Source organism: Planktotalea sp. (genome assembly GCF_049680325.1).
Classification (GTDB): Bacteria; Pseudomonadota; Alphaproteobacteria; order Rhodobacterales; family Rhodobacteraceae; genus Planktotalea.
Window position 1 is genome coordinate 1 of sequence record NZ_JBAUHO010000343.1, and the last position, 17,253, is coordinate 17,253.

The 17,253-nt window shown below is 55.5% G+C and carries 17 protein-coding genes and 1 pseudogene; 4 read left to right on the forward strand and 14 right to left on the reverse strand.

Translation table 11 applies throughout. The features are described 5' to 3' along the window. From WBC85_RS15125 to WBC85_RS15135, 3 genes and pseudogenes are all read left to right on the forward strand, one after another. Positions 1–297: pseudogene (locus WBC85_RS15125) on the forward strand (glycosyltransferase family 2 protein); the annotation flags it as partial. Then, the gene (locus WBC85_RS15130; RefSeq protein ID WP_424439078.1) at positions 290–1,240 is read left to right on the forward strand and encodes a glycosyltransferase family 2 protein; all 951 of its coding nucleotides are present in this window, start codon (positions 290–292) and stop codon (positions 1,238–1,240) included. The pseudogene WBC85_RS15125 and the gene WBC85_RS15130, both read left to right, overlap by 8 nt. Before the next feature lie 203 nt (positions 1,241–1,443). Then, positions 1,444–2,949, forward strand: coding sequence for a DEAD/DEAH box helicase (locus WBC85_RS15135; RefSeq protein WP_424439081.1), 1,506 nt, complete (start codon positions 1,444–1,446; stop codon positions 2,947–2,949). Positions 2,950–3,012: 63 nt separating this feature from the next. Here WBC85_RS15135 and WBC85_RS15140 read toward each other — a convergent pair whose 3' ends face one another. Continuing rightward, entirely contained in the window at positions 3,013–3,597 is a 585-nt protein-coding gene (locus WBC85_RS15140) for a hypothetical protein (protein WP_424439084.1), read from the reverse strand. 84 nt (positions 3,598–3,681) lie between these two features. On the opposite strand from WBC85_RS15140, the gene WBC85_RS15145 reads away from it, so the two are divergent. Then, positions 3,682–4,140 carry a MarR family winged helix-turn-helix transcriptional regulator gene (locus WBC85_RS15145; protein WP_424439087.1) on the forward strand — a complete coding sequence of 153 codons (459 nt, stop codon included), beginning with the start codon at positions 3,682–3,684 and terminating at the stop codon, positions 4,138–4,140. On the opposite strand, the gene WBC85_RS15150 is transcribed toward WBC85_RS15145, so the two are convergent. The 13 genes from WBC85_RS15150 to WBC85_RS15210 form a co-directional block, all read right to left on the reverse strand. Further along, on the reverse strand, positions 4,137–5,804 hold the full coding sequence (locus WBC85_RS15150) for a ribonuclease J (RefSeq protein WP_424439090.1): 1,668 nt from the start codon (positions 5,802–5,804) through the stop codon (positions 4,137–4,139). The two genes, WBC85_RS15145 and WBC85_RS15150, sit on opposite strands and share 4 nt — an antisense overlap. Positions 5,805–5,810: 6 nt before the next feature. Next, complete coding sequence (locus WBC85_RS15155; RefSeq protein ID WP_424439093.1) at positions 5,811–6,584, reverse strand: type III pantothenate kinase; 774 nt, start codon at positions 6,582–6,584, stop codon at positions 5,811–5,813. A gap of 14 nt (positions 6,585–6,598) precedes the next feature. Continuing rightward, positions 6,599–7,357: a biotin--[acetyl-CoA-carboxylase] ligase gene (locus WBC85_RS15160; protein WP_424439096.1), complete on the reverse strand. Its 759-nt coding sequence runs from the start codon at positions 7,355–7,357 to the stop codon at positions 6,599–6,601. Beyond that, positions 7,347–8,789: an NADH-quinone oxidoreductase subunit NuoN gene (nuoN, locus tag WBC85_RS15165; protein WP_424439099.1), complete on the reverse strand. Its 1,443-nt coding sequence runs from the start codon at positions 8,787–8,789 to the stop codon at positions 7,347–7,349. The genes WBC85_RS15160 and nuoN overlap by 11 nt, the downstream gene beginning before the upstream one ends. 14 nt (positions 8,790–8,803) lie before the next feature. After that, entirely contained in the window at positions 8,804–10,348 is a 1,545-nt protein-coding gene (locus WBC85_RS15170; protein WP_424439102.1) for an NADH-quinone oxidoreductase subunit M, read from the reverse strand. Beyond that, on the reverse strand, positions 10,348–12,480 hold the full coding sequence (gene nuoL / locus WBC85_RS15175) for an NADH-quinone oxidoreductase subunit L (RefSeq protein WP_424439105.1): 2,133 nt from the start codon (positions 12,478–12,480) through the stop codon (positions 10,348–10,350). The genes WBC85_RS15170 and nuoL overlap by 1 nt, the downstream gene beginning before the upstream one ends. Positions 12,481–12,484: 4 nt before the next feature. Further along, positions 12,485–12,790 carry an NADH-quinone oxidoreductase subunit NuoK gene (gene nuoK, locus WBC85_RS15180; RefSeq protein ID WP_424439108.1) on the reverse strand — a complete coding sequence of 102 codons (306 nt, stop codon included), beginning with the start codon at positions 12,788–12,790 and terminating at the stop codon, positions 12,485–12,487. Positions 12,791–12,866: 76 nt separating this feature from the next. Beyond that, complete coding sequence (locus WBC85_RS15185) at positions 12,867–13,475, reverse strand: NADH-quinone oxidoreductase subunit J (RefSeq protein WP_424439111.1); 609 nt, start codon at positions 13,473–13,475, stop codon at positions 12,867–12,869. Next, a complete protein-coding gene (locus WBC85_RS15190) occupies positions 13,472–13,879 on the reverse strand; it encodes a carboxymuconolactone decarboxylase family protein (protein WP_424439114.1) in 408 nt (135 codons plus the stop codon). The genes WBC85_RS15185 and WBC85_RS15190 overlap by 4 nt, the downstream gene beginning before the upstream one ends. Beyond that, on the reverse strand, positions 13,876–14,370 hold the full coding sequence (gene nuoI / locus WBC85_RS15195) for an NADH-quinone oxidoreductase subunit NuoI (RefSeq protein ID WP_424439117.1): 495 nt from the start codon (positions 14,368–14,370) through the stop codon (positions 13,876–13,878). The genes WBC85_RS15190 and nuoI overlap by 4 nt, the downstream gene beginning before the upstream one ends. Positions 14,371–14,374: 4 nt before the next feature. Continuing rightward, positions 14,375–15,415 (reverse strand): NADH-quinone oxidoreductase subunit NuoH, encoded by a 1,041-nt coding sequence (gene nuoH, locus WBC85_RS15200; protein ID WP_424439120.1) that lies wholly within the window; start codon positions 15,413–15,415, stop codon positions 14,375–14,377. Between the two features lie 7 nt (positions 15,416–15,422). Next, positions 15,423–15,827 (reverse strand): hypothetical protein, encoded by a 405-nt coding sequence (locus WBC85_RS15205; protein WP_424439123.1) that lies wholly within the window; start codon positions 15,825–15,827, stop codon positions 15,423–15,425. Then, on the reverse strand, positions 15,824–17,253 hold a 1,430-nt coding region (locus WBC85_RS15210), incomplete at its 5' end, for a molybdopterin-dependent oxidoreductase (RefSeq protein WP_424439126.1). The genes WBC85_RS15210 and WBC85_RS15205, both read right to left, overlap by 4 nt.

Sequence of the window (17,253 nt, forward strand, 5' to 3'; positions counted from 1 at the left end):
GAGATCAAAAATACCGAACGTGTTCAATCCCTTAACGTATTGCACCGACATGCACCCGATTGGGACAGCTTTGCTCGGCACCTCGAATTTCGCCTGAACAATGGCTCTTATCGTGATCGCGGCCAAGCGCGGCTAGGCCTTGGCGATATCATCGACATTCTACGCGAAGAGCATGGTGAGAACGGTGCCAAAAAGCTGTTTGACGAGGTATGCCTCGCCCGCCCCGACATGATCAAAACGCTGGAGGCGAACGGCATGTTGATACGCACCTCATTGAAAGCGCATGCAGATGAGTGAGCCGAAATGGGGCATCGTCAGCACAATCAAGGCACCGATGCGCGACGTATTGGGCTTTGCCGCATACCATCTGCAACGCGGCGCGCACCGGCTGTATATTTACCTTGATACCCCTGATGTCGCGACATTTACCGCGCTCAAAGCCCATCCCAAGGTGCGCGTGACCCAAACAAATGCCGGCTATTGGGCAAAAAAAGGCGCGCGCCCTGACAAACATCAACCGCGCCAAACGATTAATGCGGCAGATGCCTACGCCAAACGGGTTGAAGTTGATTGGCTCGCCCATATCGATCACGACGAGTTTCTGGCCTGCGATACCCCTTTGCCCGAGCAGCTCGCGGTATTGCCGGACGCCTGTTTTTGCGCCCGCATCCGCCCTGTTGAGGCTTTGGCCTGGGATGGTCCTATGACCGAGCCGCGCCCGTTCAAAGGCTTTGCCCTGCCGATGCCGGAACGCCGCAAAATTACCGAAGCGCTTTATCCGAAGTTCGGCGCGCATGTGAACGGTGGCTTTCTGAGCCATGTGGCAGGAAAAATGATCTATCGCACGGGAATTGAAGGGTTTTCCGTCAAAATCCACAACGCATTTCTTGGCGAGGATCAAAACCCGGGGCAAGTGGAGCTAAGCGCCGCGCGGCTGTGTCATTTGCATGGTGCAGACTGGGCCAAATGGCAGGCGCAATATGCCTATCGCAAGGATCGCGGTGCTTACCGCGCAGAGCTTAACGCGCCCTTCGATCAGGGCAAAGGCGGGCTAAACATGCACGACTTGCTCACGCAGATCGAGGCCGCGGACCCCATCGGTGGCCTGCAAGCCTTCTACGATGAGCTTTGCACGCCACGCCCGAAATTGCTTGAAGGCTTGGGGCAATATGGATTGCTGCATTGGCATATGCTCGACCTGGACAATGCAATCGCGGAACAATTCCCCGATTTCGCGTGATTGTTTCCCCAGTGCGAACAATCTGTGACAGATTCATCAGGTTTTTGCCGAGAACGTGCTGAAACTACTTGGTGATTTGACCACAGCGCCCTTTTTCGCTATCTCCTGCGCCAAGGCCCACGGGGTGCAAAGACACTCAATCAATCGGATTTGGCCTGATGCAGATGTACGGGCCGAATTGTGTCCGTAAGCCACGGATACAAATGACAAAGTTCTCTGATCTGAAACTGGACCCAAAGGTCCTGAAAGCCATCGACGACGCTGGCTACGAATCTCCTACTCCAATTCAAGCTGGTGCGATTCCCCCCGCCCTGGAAGGGCGCGACGTTCTGGGCATTGCGCAAACCGGTACAGGCAAGACCGCCAGCTTTACGCTGCCGATGATTACCTTGCTTGCCAAAGGGCGCGCACGCGCACGCATGCCGCGCTCGCTGGTATTGTGCCCGACGCGGGAACTGGCGGCGCAGGTGGCGGAAAACTTCGACACCTACACCAAATATCATCCGAAACTGACCAAAGCCCTCTTGATCGGCGGCGTCTCGTTCAAGGAACAGGACAAGCTGATCGACAAAGGCGTTGACGTTCTGATCGCAACGCCCGGTCGTTTGCTCGATCACGTCGAGCGCGGCAAGCTGCTGCTCACAGGCGTTCAGGTCATGGTTGTCGATGAAGCGGACCGCATGCTTGATATGGGTTTCATCCCTGATATCGAACGCATCTTTAACCTGACGCCCTTCACCCGTCAGACGCTGTTTTTCTCGGCCACAATGGCCCCAGAGATCGAGCGCATCACCAATACGTTCCTATCTAATCCTGCCCGCGTTGAAGTTGCGCGTCAGGCGACCTCTTCCGAAAATATCGAACAGGTCGTGATGATGTTCAAAGGCTCGCGCAAGGATCGTGAAGCCACTGAAAAGCGCAAAGCGCTGCGCATGCTGATCGACGGCGAGGGTGATAAATGCACCAACGCAATCATCTTCTGTAATCGCAAGATGGATGTGGACACCGTAGCCAAGTCCTTGAAAAAATACGGCTATGACGCTGCGCCAATCCACGGTGATCTGGATCAAAGCCAACGCACAAAGACCTTGGATGCCTTTCGCAATGGATCGCTCAAGTTCCTTATCGCCTCTGACGTCGCTGCGCGTGGGCTGGATGTTCCATCGGTTAGCCACGTGTTCAACTACGACGTTCCAAGCCACGCAGAGGATTATGTTCACCGCATTGGCCGCACGGGACGCGCTGGACGTGATGGCAAGGCGATGATGATCTGCGTGCCGCGCGATGAAAAGAACTTCGATGCGATCGAAAAGCTGATCCAGAAAACGATCACCCGCATTGATAATCCGCTGCAAACAGCTTCTGAAAACACCAGCGAAACGCCCAAGTCAGAGGCCGACGACAAGCCAAAACGCTCGCGTTCGCGCACCCGCAAACCTTCCGCTGCAAAGTCAGAAGCATCAAAGGTTGAGACGCCAAAGGTTGAGACGGCCAAGGTTGAAGCGCACACCGAGCCTGCTAAATCCGAGCCGCGCAATGAGCCTGCAAAGCCTGCGCCGAAAGAGAGCTCCAGCAATAACAGCTCCAACAACAACAATCGTTCCCGCTCAAATCGCTCGCGCAGCGGTGACACCAACAAAGTTGTTGGAATGGGCGATCATATGCCCGGCTTTATCGCAATGAGCTTTGACGAGCGCCGCACAAACTAAGCTCCGGTTATTCATCAAAAAAAGCTCCGCTTGCACATCGCAACGCGGGGCTTTTTCTTTGTCTCAGGCGCTTTGAGACGCGCGGAACATATGCATACCGCCTGCAATCGCAGCCGCGATCAACGCCGCGATTGCCAGCGCCATTGCAAAGGTAAGCGAGACAAATTTCAGCGCGGCAAAACTGGAGTAGATCAGCGCCAGCACTTGCGGGATTGTTGTCTGAAACTGCATCAGAACGAACGACATCGCGTTTTCAAGCGCGTCCAACGTGCCCCCGACAAAGGCAAAGAAAGCCGCGCCCGTCGCCATGATCCTGGTCGCACTCCGCTCAGCGCCAAGACGGCCAATCAACGTGCCAAGGCAAATGCCGAACGCAATAACCGAAGCGATGAACAGAAAGTCGAACATCTGGGTCTGGATATAGGTGCCAAAAGTGCCCCCTGCCCGCATGCTTTCGTAATAGCCGAATATCTTTTCGCCAGAGAAGGCCAGTTGTCCCGTCGCATAATCCACGGGATGGCCCGAGGCCGCATAAAACGCGTCCAGCGTGATCCGCGTACCCTGAAACGCGGCAAAGCTGGCGAGCGTGGCGAGGATGTGGGTTCGCAGTGACAGAGACTGGACCCTGTTTTTCAACAAGCAGAACATAAGGTGTTTCCTTTCCTAATTTGCATTCCTTGGAATGTTTATTACATTCCGTGGAATTAGTCGCAAGGTGAAAAGTGAAGCCGAATGGAAAATCCCCCTCATGGTATTGAAAAATATGCAAATCTTGGTACCGCGCTCACGATTGCGACGCAGCTTTTCAGTACGAGGATGGGTGTTTTTCTGGATCGATTCGATCTGACAGAGGCGCAGTTCTCGGTGATGAACCACCTCGCGCGCCGCGCACCTGATGGGCAAAGCATCACAGGCATTGCCGCCGCGGTAGAAGTTAAGCAACCCGCTGTCTCAAAGATGGTGAACAAATTCGAAACCCACGGCTGGGCGCGCCTTGAGGGAACGCAGGGCGATGCACGCTCCAAGCAGGTCTTTCTGACAAAGGCAGGGCAAGAGCATCTGCGCACCATCCAGCGTGCGCTCCTGCCCGATTACGTCGCCATGCTGGATGGGTGGAGCGATGAGGACATCGCTGCCCTCACCTCTCAGCTTTTTCGTCTGCTCGGCTGGTTGGACCAGAACCGCCTTTAGGACAGGCGGCTTATCACGATCGTCACTTCCGGCTTTTTGCCAATCTCGGCGTTGCAGCTTTGACGGACCTGGCGTTTGATCGCCTCTTCCAGCTTGGCGTCATCCTTGATCGTCTTGGCGTTGGAACGTCCAATAAGCTGGCTCAGATCTTCTTCAAGCACATCGACCAACGGCGCGCGTGATCGTCCCTGATCGGCAAGCCCCATGATTTCGCACCATGGATCGCCCAGCATGTCATCATTTTCGTCCAGAATAAGCGTCACAGTGATGTGACCGTTCAAAGCCATACGCATACGATCACGCACAACGCCATCAAGCGCCCCGACTTGAACAGAACCGTCCAGATAGGTGCGTCCTGTTTCGATGTAATCCGCAACCTTGGGCTTGTTGCCAGACAGATCAATCATCATGCCGTTCACGGCGACAATGCCTGCCAGCCCTTTTTCTTCAGCAATCTTCACATGCGTGCGCAAATGACGGTGCTCGCCATGCATCGGGATCAACATCTGTGGCTTTGTGATCTCGTGCATACGTTCCAGATCAGGGCGGTTGGCGTGGCCTGAAACGTGATAAAGGCCAGAGCTGTCATCAATCACATCAACGCCTTTTTCGGAAAGCTGGTTGATGATGTAGATCACGCCGCGTTCGTTGCCCGGGATTGTTTTGGATGAAAAGAGGAACGTGTCACCCTCTTTCAGCGTCAAACCCTGATACTTGCCGCGCGCCAGTTGCGCAGAGGCCGCGCGACGTTCGCCTTGCGAACCAGTCACCAGCAGCATCACGTTCTCACGTGGCAGGTTCGCAGCATCCTCTGGATTGATACAGGTCGGAAAGTCCTTGAGAACACCCGTTTCAATCGACGCTTCAACCATGCGGCGCATGGCGCGGCCCAATAGCACCACAGAACGACCGGCGCGAACGCCCGCCTCTGCCAGCGTTTTCACGCGCGCCACGTTAGAGGCAAAGGTCGTCGCGACAACCATGCCGGGCTGATCGGAAATCAGCTTTTCAATCTCAGGACCGACGGTGATTTCCGAGCGGCCCGCGTGCATGGAAAAGACGTTGGTTGAATCGCAAACCAAGGCTTTCACGCCATCCTTGGACACATCGCGCCAAAGCTGTTCATTGAAAGGCTCACCCACAAGCGGGGTTTCATCCAGCTTGAAATCGCCCGTATGCAAAATACGCCCGTCCGGGCTGTCGATAACCAGGCCCGAGCTTTCGGGGATCGAGTGCGAGATTGGCAGGAAACCCACACTGAACGGTCCAGCCTTGATCGTTTCAGGCCAGGGCGACACGGTGGTCACGGCTTTGGCTTCAACGCCATATTCTTCCAGTTTACGTCGCGCGATATTCGCGGTGAAGGCACGGGTGTAAATCGGCACCTTGAGGTGTTCATAGAAATGCCCGATCGCGCCGACGTGGTCCTCATGCGCATGGGTAATAAAGATCGCCTCCAGATCGTTACGGCGCTCTTTAAGCCATGTGATATCCGGCAGGATCAGATCCACACCGGGGGTGCCGTCCATATCAGGAAAGGTCACGCCGATATCCACAAGGATAAGTTTCTCTTTGCCCGGTTTCCCGTAGCCATAAACATAGGCATTCATGCCAATTTCGCCCGCCCCGCCAAGGGGAAGGTAGATCAAACGCTCTGCGCTCATTGTGTCTTATCCGTTCTTTTTATTATGCTCGTGGATCACGATCAGACCATGCATTGTCAGGTCGTCCTCGATCACGTCAAACAGGTTTTCTGCGGTTGCAAACAGCGGGGCAAGACCGCCTGTGCCAACCACTTTCATCGGCTTGCCATATTCATTCTTGATACGGGTCGTAATGCCTTCGATGAGGCCCGTATAGCCCCAGAAGACACCCGATTGGATACATTCGACGGTATTTGTGCCGATAACATGCCCGGGCTGGGAAATATCCACATGCGGAAGCGCCGCAGCGCCGTTGTGCAGCGCTTCCAGCGACAAATTCACACCGGGTGCAATCACACCGCCGACATAGGCACCGTCCTCTGCCACCACATCGAAATTGGTCGCCGTGCCGAAATCCACGACCACAACATTGCCGCCGTGACGATCAAAGGCTGCCGCCGCATTGGCAAGGCGGTCAGGTCCGACCTGTGTGCCGCCATCAACGCGCGGGGGGATCGGCAGACTGCATTCAGGCTTGCCTACAACCAACGGGCGGCAGCCAAAAAAACGATCGGCAAAGACCCGCAGATTGAACACAACGCGCGGCACGGTTGACGAGATAATCACATCGGTGATGTTCAGTTCGATCTCGTAATGCTTCACCAGCGTCGAGAACCATGTGAAATAGGCGTCCGCCGTACGTCCATGATGGGTTGATGTGCGCAGGGTGCACAGCCATTTCGTGCCATCCCAGATCGAAAAGACCGTGTTTGTGTTGCCGGTGTCGATGGCTAGAAGCATGGTGCCTCTCCGCGTTAGAAGAATACATCCGCAGCGGCGATCGCCACACGGGTTTTGGGAGTTTTTAGAACAAGGTTGCCGTGTTCGTCCACCGTCTCGAAGGTGCCAGAGGTTTCTGACGTTGCGGTGCGCGCTGTGATGACTTCGCCCAAACGCGCAGCCCGGGCGAGCCAGCCCTCGCGAATGGGGGCGAAGCCGAAGGTGGTGAATTGCTCCTCAAGGCGCGCATAGGCGCTTGCCAGCAGATCAAGAAACTCTTCAGGGCTGATTGAAACGCCGGCCTCCGAAAGCAGCGCGACAGGACGCACCGCGCCCGCCTCCACCTCGGCTTGGGCGGGTGCATCTGCAAGATTGACGCCGATGCCAATCGCAAGATGGCTGACGCCCTGCCCTGCGCCGATGCTTTCAAGCAAGATCCCCGCGACCTTGCCACCATTCAGCAGAACATCGTTGGGCCACTTGAGAGCAAGCGCTTGAGGCTGAACACCCGCGCTTACGAAAGCGTCAAACAGTGCAAGGGACGCTACAAAAGAACGTAGAGCGACGATGTCAGGGGTTTCTTTGGGATGCAGCACCAGCGTCGCAGCAAAGTTGCCTTTGGGAAAGCGCCAAGGCCTGCCCCGCCTACCGCGAGAGGCGGTCTGGTTCAGGGCCAATATCCACTCTGGCCCTGACAGCGTTTTCGCAATACGTGCAGCTTCTGCATTGGTGCTATCGACTTCGGTCAGCACACGCCGACCGAAGCCATTTGGAAAACCTGGTTTAGTTGACAAGCGTTGCTGCCGCCGCCGCCGCTGCGCCCTCAACCCCGAAGAGGTTGATTAGGCCAAGCACCATGATCGCTGCCGAACCCATAAGGAAGGCCCAAAGCACAGGCGATTTGCTTTTGTCCAATGCTTCGTCAGGCTCGTCGCCAAAGTACATGTAGTAAACGATGCGCAGGTAGTAATAGGCACCGATCACAGAAGCGATCACACCAGCAATCGCAAGCCATGCAAGCCCCGCATCATAGGCGGCGCGCAGCACATATAGCTTACCGAAAAAGCCGACCATTGGCGGCACACCCGCCATAGAGAAAAGCAAGACCAGCATCGCCAGCGCCTTGCCCGGCTCGCGCTTGGCATATTGGTTCAACGCGCTGATGTTTGTCACCGCTTGACCGTCTTTTTCCATCGACAGGATAAAGGCAAAGGTGCCGACATTCATCGTCACATAGATCGCCATATAGACCAGCATCGCCTGAACCCCGAATGCCGTCCCTGCCGCAAGGCCCATCAATGCATAGCCCATATGAGCAATGGACGAGAACGCCATCAGACGTTTGATGTTGGTTTGGCCGATCGCCGCAAAGGCGCCAAGGAACATAGACAGCAATGACAGGAACGCCACGACCTGGCTCCAATCACTGACCGCACCGCCAAAGGCATCGTGCAATACACGGGCGAAAAGGCCCATGGCCGCAATTTTCGGCGCTGTTGCAAAGAAGGCTGTCACAGGTGTGGGCGAGCCTTCATAAACGTCTGGTGTCCACATGTGGAACGGAACCGCAGACACTTTGAACGCAAGGCCCGACACGATGAAGACCAGACCAAACAGCAGTCCAACAGAGATGTGCCCTTCGGTTGCCGTCTGAATGATGCCTGAGAAAAGCGTTGTGCCTGCGTAGCCATACGTCAAGGACGCACCATAAAGAAGCAAGCCAGAGCTGAGCGCGCCCAGCACGAAGTATTTCAGACCCGCTTCGGTCGATTTTGCACTATCGCGGCGCAGGGAGGCGACGACATAAAGCGCAAGCGATTGCAGCTCAAGACCCATGTAAAGCGTCATCAGATCGCCCGCAGACACCATCACCATCATGCCAACGACGCTGAGCGCGACCAGCACAGGGTATTCAAAGCGCAGCAGACCTTTGCGCTGCATATACTCTTGGCTCATGATGAGAACCGCAGCAGACGCAAGCAAGATCGCAACCTTGGCAAAGCGCGAGAACGCATCGTCATGGAACATACCGCCAAAGGCGACATTCGTACCCTCGCCGCTGAAACCGATCCATGCAGCAAGTCCGAGGAACACAGCAGAGGTGATCCAGACCAGCATCGAGGCGATCTTGTCCTTACCCGTATAGACCGCGCCCACAAGCGCGATCATTGCAAAGAGCGCCAGCAGGATTTCTGGCAGAATGATTGTCAGGTCAGCCTGTATCATATTCAGCGCCCTTCTTAGTGCGATGCGACAGCAGCGGCCGCGCTTGGTGCGCTCGCCAGTGCGGTGTCATAGTTGGAAACCAGCGCCTCAACCGAGGGGCCAATAATGTCGAGAACCAGTGCAGGATAAACACCGAGAAGCAGCGTCATCACCACCAGCGGCGCAAAGATCGCGCGCTCGCGCTGGGTCATATCCGTGATCGTGCGCAGGCTTTCCTTTATCAGATCACCCATCACGACACGGCGATAGAGCCAAAGCGCATAGGCCGCGGACAGGATAACACCCGCCGTCGCAACCGCAGCCACCCATGTGTTCACCTGGAACACACCCATCAGCGTCAGAAATTCACCGATAAAGCCGGATGTACCGGGCAGACCGACGTTCGCCATCGTGAAGAACATAAAGATCAGCGCGTAGGCCGGCATACGCGTTACAAGGCCGCCATAGGCGTCAATCTCGCGTGTGTGCATACGGTCATAGATCACACCAACGCAAAGGAAGAGCGCGCCAGAGATAAAGCCGTGAGAGATCATCTGGAAAATCGCACCATCAACACCTTGCTGGTTCGCGGCGAAGATACCCATCGTGACATAGCCCATGTGCGCGACCGAGGAATAAGCGATCAGCTTTTTCATGTCTTCCTGAACCAGCGCTACAAGCGATGTGTAGACAATCGCAATCGCAGACATCCACAGGATCAGCGGTGTCATGACATCCGCGCCCACCGGGAACATCGGCAAAGAGAAACGCAAGAAACCGTAGCCACCCATTTTGAGCAGGATTGCCGCAAGAACAACAGAGCCGGCGGTCGGCGCCTGAACGTGCGCGTCAGGCAGCCATGTGTGGACAGGCCACATCGGCATTTTCACGGCGAAAGACGCAAAGAACGCAAGGAACATCAATGTCTGCATCCCGCCGACAACCTGGATACCCAGCAACGAGAAACTCTCGGAACCGAAAGAGTGGTTCATCAGTGTCGGGATATCCGTTGTGCCCGCATCCGCAAACATTGCAACCATGGCAACCAGCATCAAAACCGAACCAAGGAAGGTATAAAGGAAGAACTTGAAGCTCGCATAAATGCGGTTCGCGCCGCCCCAAATACCGATGATAAGGAACATCGGGATCAGACCGGCTTCAAAGAAGACGTAGAACAGGACAAGATCCAGCGCCATGAACACGCCAAGCATCAACGTTTCAAGAAGCAGGAAGGCAATCATATATTCCTTCACGCGCGTCTTCACGTCCCAGCTGGCAGCAATCACCAGTGGCATCATGAAGGTGGTCAGCATGACGAAGAGCACGGAAATACCATCCACACCCATCTTGTATTGCATGCCCATGACCCATGTGCCCGTTTCCACCATCTGGAAACCCGTATCCGCACTGTCAAACTGCGCGAGGATAAAGAGCGACACAAGGAACGTCGCAGAGGTTGCGATCATTGCAAGCCACTTGGCATTGCGCGCTGCTGCCTCATCGCTTCCGCGCAGGAACAGCGCCAGAATCAAAGCTGCAAGCGCAGGAATGAAAGTGACAATGGAAAGAAGGTTATCCATTAGTGCGCTCCTCCGGAGAACGTCATCCATGTGACCAGAACCAGAATTCCGATCACCATGGCGAAGGCATAGGTAAAGATATAGCCGGACTGCGCGCGACCTGCGAGGCGGGTGAAGAAGGGCACAATGCCCATTGCAATCCCGTTTAGGGTTCCGTCAATCACATTTCCATCGCCGCGCTTCCAGAAGAAGCGGCCAATTGCGCTGGCAGGCTGCACAAAGATGAAATCGTAGATTTCGTCAAAGTACCACTTGTTCAGCAGGAAATTGTAAAGCGGACGGTTGGTTTCCATAACGCGTTTCGGCATAGCCGGGTTCCAGATGTAGAACCACATAGCCATCAAGAAGCCGATGACCATTGCAATGAACGGGCTGATCTTGACCCATTTCGGCGCGTGGTGTGCTTCGTCCATCACGTGGTTGTCGCCGGCCATGTAGATCGCGCCAACAGGGGCTTCACCGTGGTGCGCCATCGCAGGCTTGGCCGCGTGATCGTCTGCTTTTGCGTGATCGTCGCCATGCGCGTCCTCAGTCTTGGCTGCGCCATGCCCGTCGTCGGCTTTAGCAGTCTCGCCGTGGCCCTCAGAGGCTTCAGCGTGATGCGCAGGAATACCGAAGAATTTGTTCACCTGAGCATGATCGCCAAAGAAGCTGCCATACCAGAGCATGCCCGCAAAAATCGAACCGAGGCTGAGAACACCAAGCGGCACCAGCATAACCATCGGGCTTTCATGCGCGTGTTCATGCGTATGCTTGTCGCCGCGTGGCTTGCCATAGAAGGTCAGGAACATCAGGCGCCAGCTATAGAAAGACGTCAGCATCGCCGCAATAACCAGCATCCAGAAAGCATAGCCCCCTGCCGTGCCAGCCCATGCGCTTTCAATCACGGCGTCCTTCGACAAGAAGCCCGCGAAACCGATCGTGGTCAACGGAATACCGACACCGGTGATTGCCAGCGTGCCGACCATCATCGCCATAAAGGTGTAGGGAATTTTCTTGCGCAGGCCACCGTAGTTACGCATGTCCTGCTCGTGATGCATCGCGTGAATGACAGAACCAGCCCCAAGGAAGAGCATCGCTTTGAAAAAGGCATGCGTGAACAGGTGGAACATCGCAACCGAATAGACGCCAACGCCAGCCGCAACGAACATGTAACCCAGCTGGGACATGGTCGAATACGCGATAACGCGTTTGATGTCGTTCTGCACCAGTCCGATTGTTGCTGCCACAAAAGCAGTCGTCGCACCAAGGAACGTGATGAACGCCGTCGCCTCTGGCGCGTATTCCATCAAGGGCGACATGCGGCAAACAAGGAAGACACCCGCCGTGACCATGGTCGCCGCGTGGATCAGCGCCGAAACAGGTGTCGGGCCTTCCATCGCATCCGGAAGCCATGTGTGCAGGAACAGCTGCGCCGATTTCCCCATCGCACCGACAAACAGCAAGAAGGCGATCAGATTGGCTGCATTCCACTCGGCCCAAAGGAAATGGATCTGCTTGTCCGCCAGCGCAGGCGCGGCCGCGAACACATCGTCAAAGTTGATGCTATCCGTCAGATAGAACAAGCCAAAGATACCCAGCGCGAAACCGAAATCACCAACGCGGTTCACCACGAAGGCTTTGATCGCGGCGGCATTGGCTGAAGGCTTGCGATAGTAGAATCCGATCAGAAGGTAGGAGGCAACGCCAACCCCTTCCCACCCAAAGAACATCTGAACCAGGTTGTCCGATGTCACCAGCATAAGCATGGCGAAGGTAAAGAACGACAGATACGCAAAGAAGCGCGGCTTATAGCTTTCGCCCTCTTTCCACTGTGGATCTTTGTCCATGTAGCCAAAGGAATACAGGTGAACCAGCGCGGAAACTGTTGTAATAACGATCAGCATGATCGCCGTCAGACGATCCATGCGGATGCCCCAGTCAGTGGACAGGCTCCCGCTTTCGATCCAGCGCATGATCTGGATCTTCTCCATCACACCGTCATGCGTGAGGAAAACAACCCAAGAGAAGAAACAGGCAACAAAAAGCAGACCCGTGGTCACCCACATCGCGCCTTTTTCACCGATCAGACGCCAGCCGAAGCCGCCGATGATGGCCCCGACCAGAGGCGCAAAAAGTATTAGCGTTTCCATCTGGTTAGCCTTTCATCACGTTGACGTCTTCGACGGCAATGGTGCCGCGAGTACGGAAGAAGCAGACAAGGATCGCAAGGCCAATCGCGGCCTCAGCGGCGGCGACGGTTAGAACGAACAGCGTAAACACCTGCCCGACCAGATCCCCGAGGAAACTGGAAAAGGCGACCATGTTGATATTCACCGCGAGCAGCATCAGCTCAATCGACATGAGCAAGATGATGACGTTCTTGCGGTTCACAAAAAGGCCAAAGATACCAATGACAAACAGCGTCGCTGCCACTGTCAGGTAATGTTCTAGTCCGATCATCGCGTAGTCTCTTTCCTTTTTCCCGACCGCGATTTCATCAAATGAAATCGAGCCGGAATTATTTGATAATTCCGGGCTACAGACCCTGGCCCGGTTTCACGTCTTTCAATTCCATCGCAGTCGCTGGATCGCGGTGCATCTGCGCAACCACGTTCTGACGCTTCACATCCGTGCGGTGCCGCAGTGTTAGAACAATAGCGCCGATCATTGCGACAAGCAGGATCAGCCCTGCAAGCTGGAAGATCAGGAAGTATTTGTCATAAAGCAGCAAGCCGAGCGCGGCAGTGTTATGCGTATCGCCTGGCGTGACCGCACCGCGCAGCGCTTCGGCTTGTTCGGAAGCTTCCCAGACACCGAAGGCCATGGTGAATTGCATCAGCAAAACAAGGCCAATCAAAAGCGCCAGTGGCATGTATTTTGCCATCTCGGCCTTGAGTTCCGCAAAGTCGATGTCAAGCATCATGACCACAAAGAGGAATAGAACCGCGACCGCCCCGACATAGACGATAATCAACAGCATCGCGACAAATTCAGCGCCAAGCAGCACGAACAAACCTGCAGAAGACAGGAACGCAAGGATCAGCCAAAGCACCGAATGAACCGGGTTACGGCTGATAACGGTGAAAAGACCGCCTGCGATCGTGCAGATCGCAAAGAGGTAAAATGTAAAAACAGCGACGGTCATGTCTCGTCTTCCTTACTTTCTGTCAGAACCTCGTTCGCGAATTCCATCGCGCGGGTCATGGCGGGTAGCCCTGCGAACATCGACATCTGGGCGATGGCCTCGGTCACTTCTTCTTTCGTAGCGCCTGCAACAAGTGCGTGGCGCACAGTCATTCGCAGCTGCGTTTCGTTCTGCGCGCCCTGCATGGTCAAACCCGCCAGCGTCAGCAAAAGCCGCGTTTTCGCGTCCAGGCCCTCTTTGCTCGCACCTTTTCCAAAGGACATTTCCATCATGTCCTTGGTCATGGTCGGCCATAGCTTTTCCATGGCTTGCGTAGAAAAACCGCCCATCGCAGGGTTGAAGGCTTTCGCCATCTCCTGCGCTTGGGCCATCATCATGGCAAAGGGGTTGTTTGCATCGCTCATCGGTAGGGCGCATCCAATTCAAGGTTCCTCGCAATCTGCGCTTCCCAACGATCGCCGTTGTCGAGCAGTTTCTCTTTATCATAGAAAAGCTCTTCGCGGGTTTCCGTCGAGAATTCGAAATTCGGGCCTTCAACGATTGCATCCACCGGGCAGTCTTCCTGACAGAAGCCGCAATAGATGCACTTGGTCATGTCGATATCATAACGCGTTGTGCGGCGTGATCCGTCATCGCGCGGCTCTGCATCAATGGTGATGGCCTGCGCAGGGCAAACCGCTTCACACAGTTTACACGCGATGCAACGCTCTTCGCCATTGGGATAACGGCGCAGCGCGTGTTCGCCGCGAAAACGCGGGGACAAAGGCCCCTTCTCGTGCGGGTAGTTCAGCGTGACTTTGGGCGAAAACATATAGCGCAGGCCAAGGCCGAAGCCTTTTACAAAGTCCGCAAGGAGGAAGTATTTGACCGCACGGCCATAATCGAAAGTTGCCATTGCTTTAGCCCCCTACTGTCCAGCGTGCATAGGCACCCCAGAACCAGTCAAATTTTGCTGCGAACGCGACGAAGACAACCCAGAACAGGCTGAAGGGCAGGAAGATTTTCCAACCAATGCGCATAAGCTGGTCATAGCGGTAACGCGGTGTGATCGCCTTCACCATCGAGAAGAAGAAGAACACGACAAGCATTTTGCTGACCATCCAGAAGATACCATCTGGCAGACCCGGAATGGGTGACAACCACCCGCCGAAGAACATCAGCGAAATCAGCGCGCACATCAGAACAACTGCGACCAGCTCGCCGATCATGAACAACAGGAATGGCGTAGATGAATATTCAACCTGATAGCCCGCCACCAGTTCTGATTCCGCTTCGGGAAGGTCGAACGGTGGGCGGTTGGTTTCTGCAAGCGCCGAGATGAAGAACAAGATCAACATCGGGAAATGCGGCAACCAGTACCAGCTGAACATGCCGTAGCCACCATCTTGAGAGGCAACGATACCGCCAAAATTCATCGAGCCGGACGAAATGATAATACCGATAATAATCAAGCCGATAGAGACTTCGTAGGAGATCATCTGCGCAGCCGAGCGAAGCGAGCCAAGGAATGGATACTTCGAGTTGGACGCCCAGCCCCCCATGATAACGCCGTAAACTTCAAGCGAGGAGACCGCCATCACATATAGGATCGCGACGTTGATTTCCGAAATCACCCAACCATCATTGAACGGGATAACCGCCCAGGCGATCAAGCTCATCACCAATGTGACCATCGGGGCCATCAGGAAGACGACCTTGTCAGCGCCCGCAGGGAAGACGACTTCCTTAACGATGTATTTCAAAAAGTCCGCAAAACTTTGCAGCAAGCCAAAGACGCCAACGACGTTCGGGCCTCGGCGCATCATGACGGCTGCCCAGATCTTGCGATCCGCATACATCAAAAAGGCCAGCGCGAGGAGCAAAGGAATGACCAGAAGGAAAATCTGTCCAACGATCGTCAGGCCCATGCCCAGTGTGGTGGTGGTGAAAAAGTCGTACATTAGGTCCTCACACCGTCGGTATCTTGTTTTCAGCGCAGGCAGAAACGGTGACTTCAGCGTCAATCGTCTTTGATCCGCGCGGTAGTGCTGGCGAGATGGTGTAAACAGCATCTGCCAGCCAGAGGCCACCCTCTTCGAGCACAGAAGTGCGCAAATGACGCGCAAAACCATAACCCCGGATTAACGCATATTGCGCAGCAGCACATTGTGCGTAGGCATCCACGTCCGCGCTATCGCGCGCACCTGTCATTTTAACTTGGAAATTCACCAGATCCCCATCGAGCAGGCGCGTATTCACGCCCTGATACTCCGGCTTGAACGCAGCCTGCTTGGGGGCGTCTGATTGCTCGCAACCAGAAACCGCACCAGCCAGCGCAAGCGCCAGAGGGGATATGAGAACCGCCTGTCTCACTCGGCAGCCAGCTTTCCGCCCGCCGCGCGCGCCTTCGCGCCCGCAGAGAGTTCGGCCATTAGTTCGCTGGAACGTGCAATCGGGTTGCTCAGGTAGAAATCGGAAACCGCGCCGCGGAAATCCGCTTTGCCCATTTTCTTTGCCTTAAGCGGCTGCCAGTCGTTTTCTGGGACCTCGTCGATCTGCGCCAGATGCGGCACTTCAGCGACAAGCGCAGTGCGCAGCGCCGCAAGGCTGTCATAGGGCAGCGTTGCGCCCAATTCTGCCGAAAGCGCCCGCAGGATCGCCCAGTTTTCCTTGGCCTCGCCCGGTGCAAATCCCGCACGCATTGCCAGTTGTGGACGCCCTTCGGTGTTCACAAACAGCCCATGCTCTTCCGTGTATGCTGCGCCCGGAAGAATGATGTCCGCGCGATGTGCACCGCGATCGCCGTGGCTGCCTTGGTAAATCACGAAGGCCCCTGCGTCGATGTCCACCTCGTCAGAGCCAAGGTTATAGATAACCTCTGCACCGCTCGTTGCCGCTTCTACGCCGCCTTCAGTGGTACAGCCCGCATCCATCGCGCCAACGCGGCCCGCTGCTGTGTGAAGTACCATGAACTTGGATTGACCGGCAGCAGCTGTCGTCATCGCCGTGCCAAGCACCGCTTCGCCATCTGCTTCTTGCAATGCACCTTGGCCGATAATCATCACGCCAGCTTTGCCGTGCTTGTCTGAATGGTCCATGTCCGCGATTTTCTGCAAAGCCGCACGATCTGTTCCAAGGTGAATATAGTCATAGCTCAGATCAACAGGCTCTCCGATCAGTGCAACGGTTGCACCTTTTGTCCAGGCCTTGCGAATGCGCGCGTTCAAAACAGGCGCTTCAATGCGCGGGTTAGATCCGATGATGAAAATCGTCTGCGCCGCGTCGATGTCTTCAATGCGCGCGTTGCCGACATAGGCCGAACGGTTGCCCGCAGGTAGGCGCGCTTTGTCCGTGCGACATTCGACGTTGCCGCCCTGCCCTTCAACCAATTGCTTCAACGCAAAGGCCGCTTCCACAGGCACCAGATCACCGATCAAACCGGCAACTTTCTTGCCCTTCATCGCCGCCGCCGCCGCGCCAAGCGCTTCGCCCCAGCCTGCTTTGCGCAGCTTGCCGTTCTCACGAATATAGGGTGTGTCCAAACGCTGGCGGCGCAAACCATCCCAGACGAAACGGGTTTTGTCAGAAATCCATTCCTCGTTCACACCGTCATGGTTGCGCGGAAGAATGCGCATCACTTCGCGACCCTTCGTATCCACGCGGATAGACGAGCCAAGCGCATCCATCACATCAATCGTTTCCGTCTTGGTCAATTCCCAAGGACGGGCCGTAAAGGCATAGGGCTTGGACACCAGCGCACCGACAGGGCACAGATCAATGATGTTGCCCTGCATGTTGC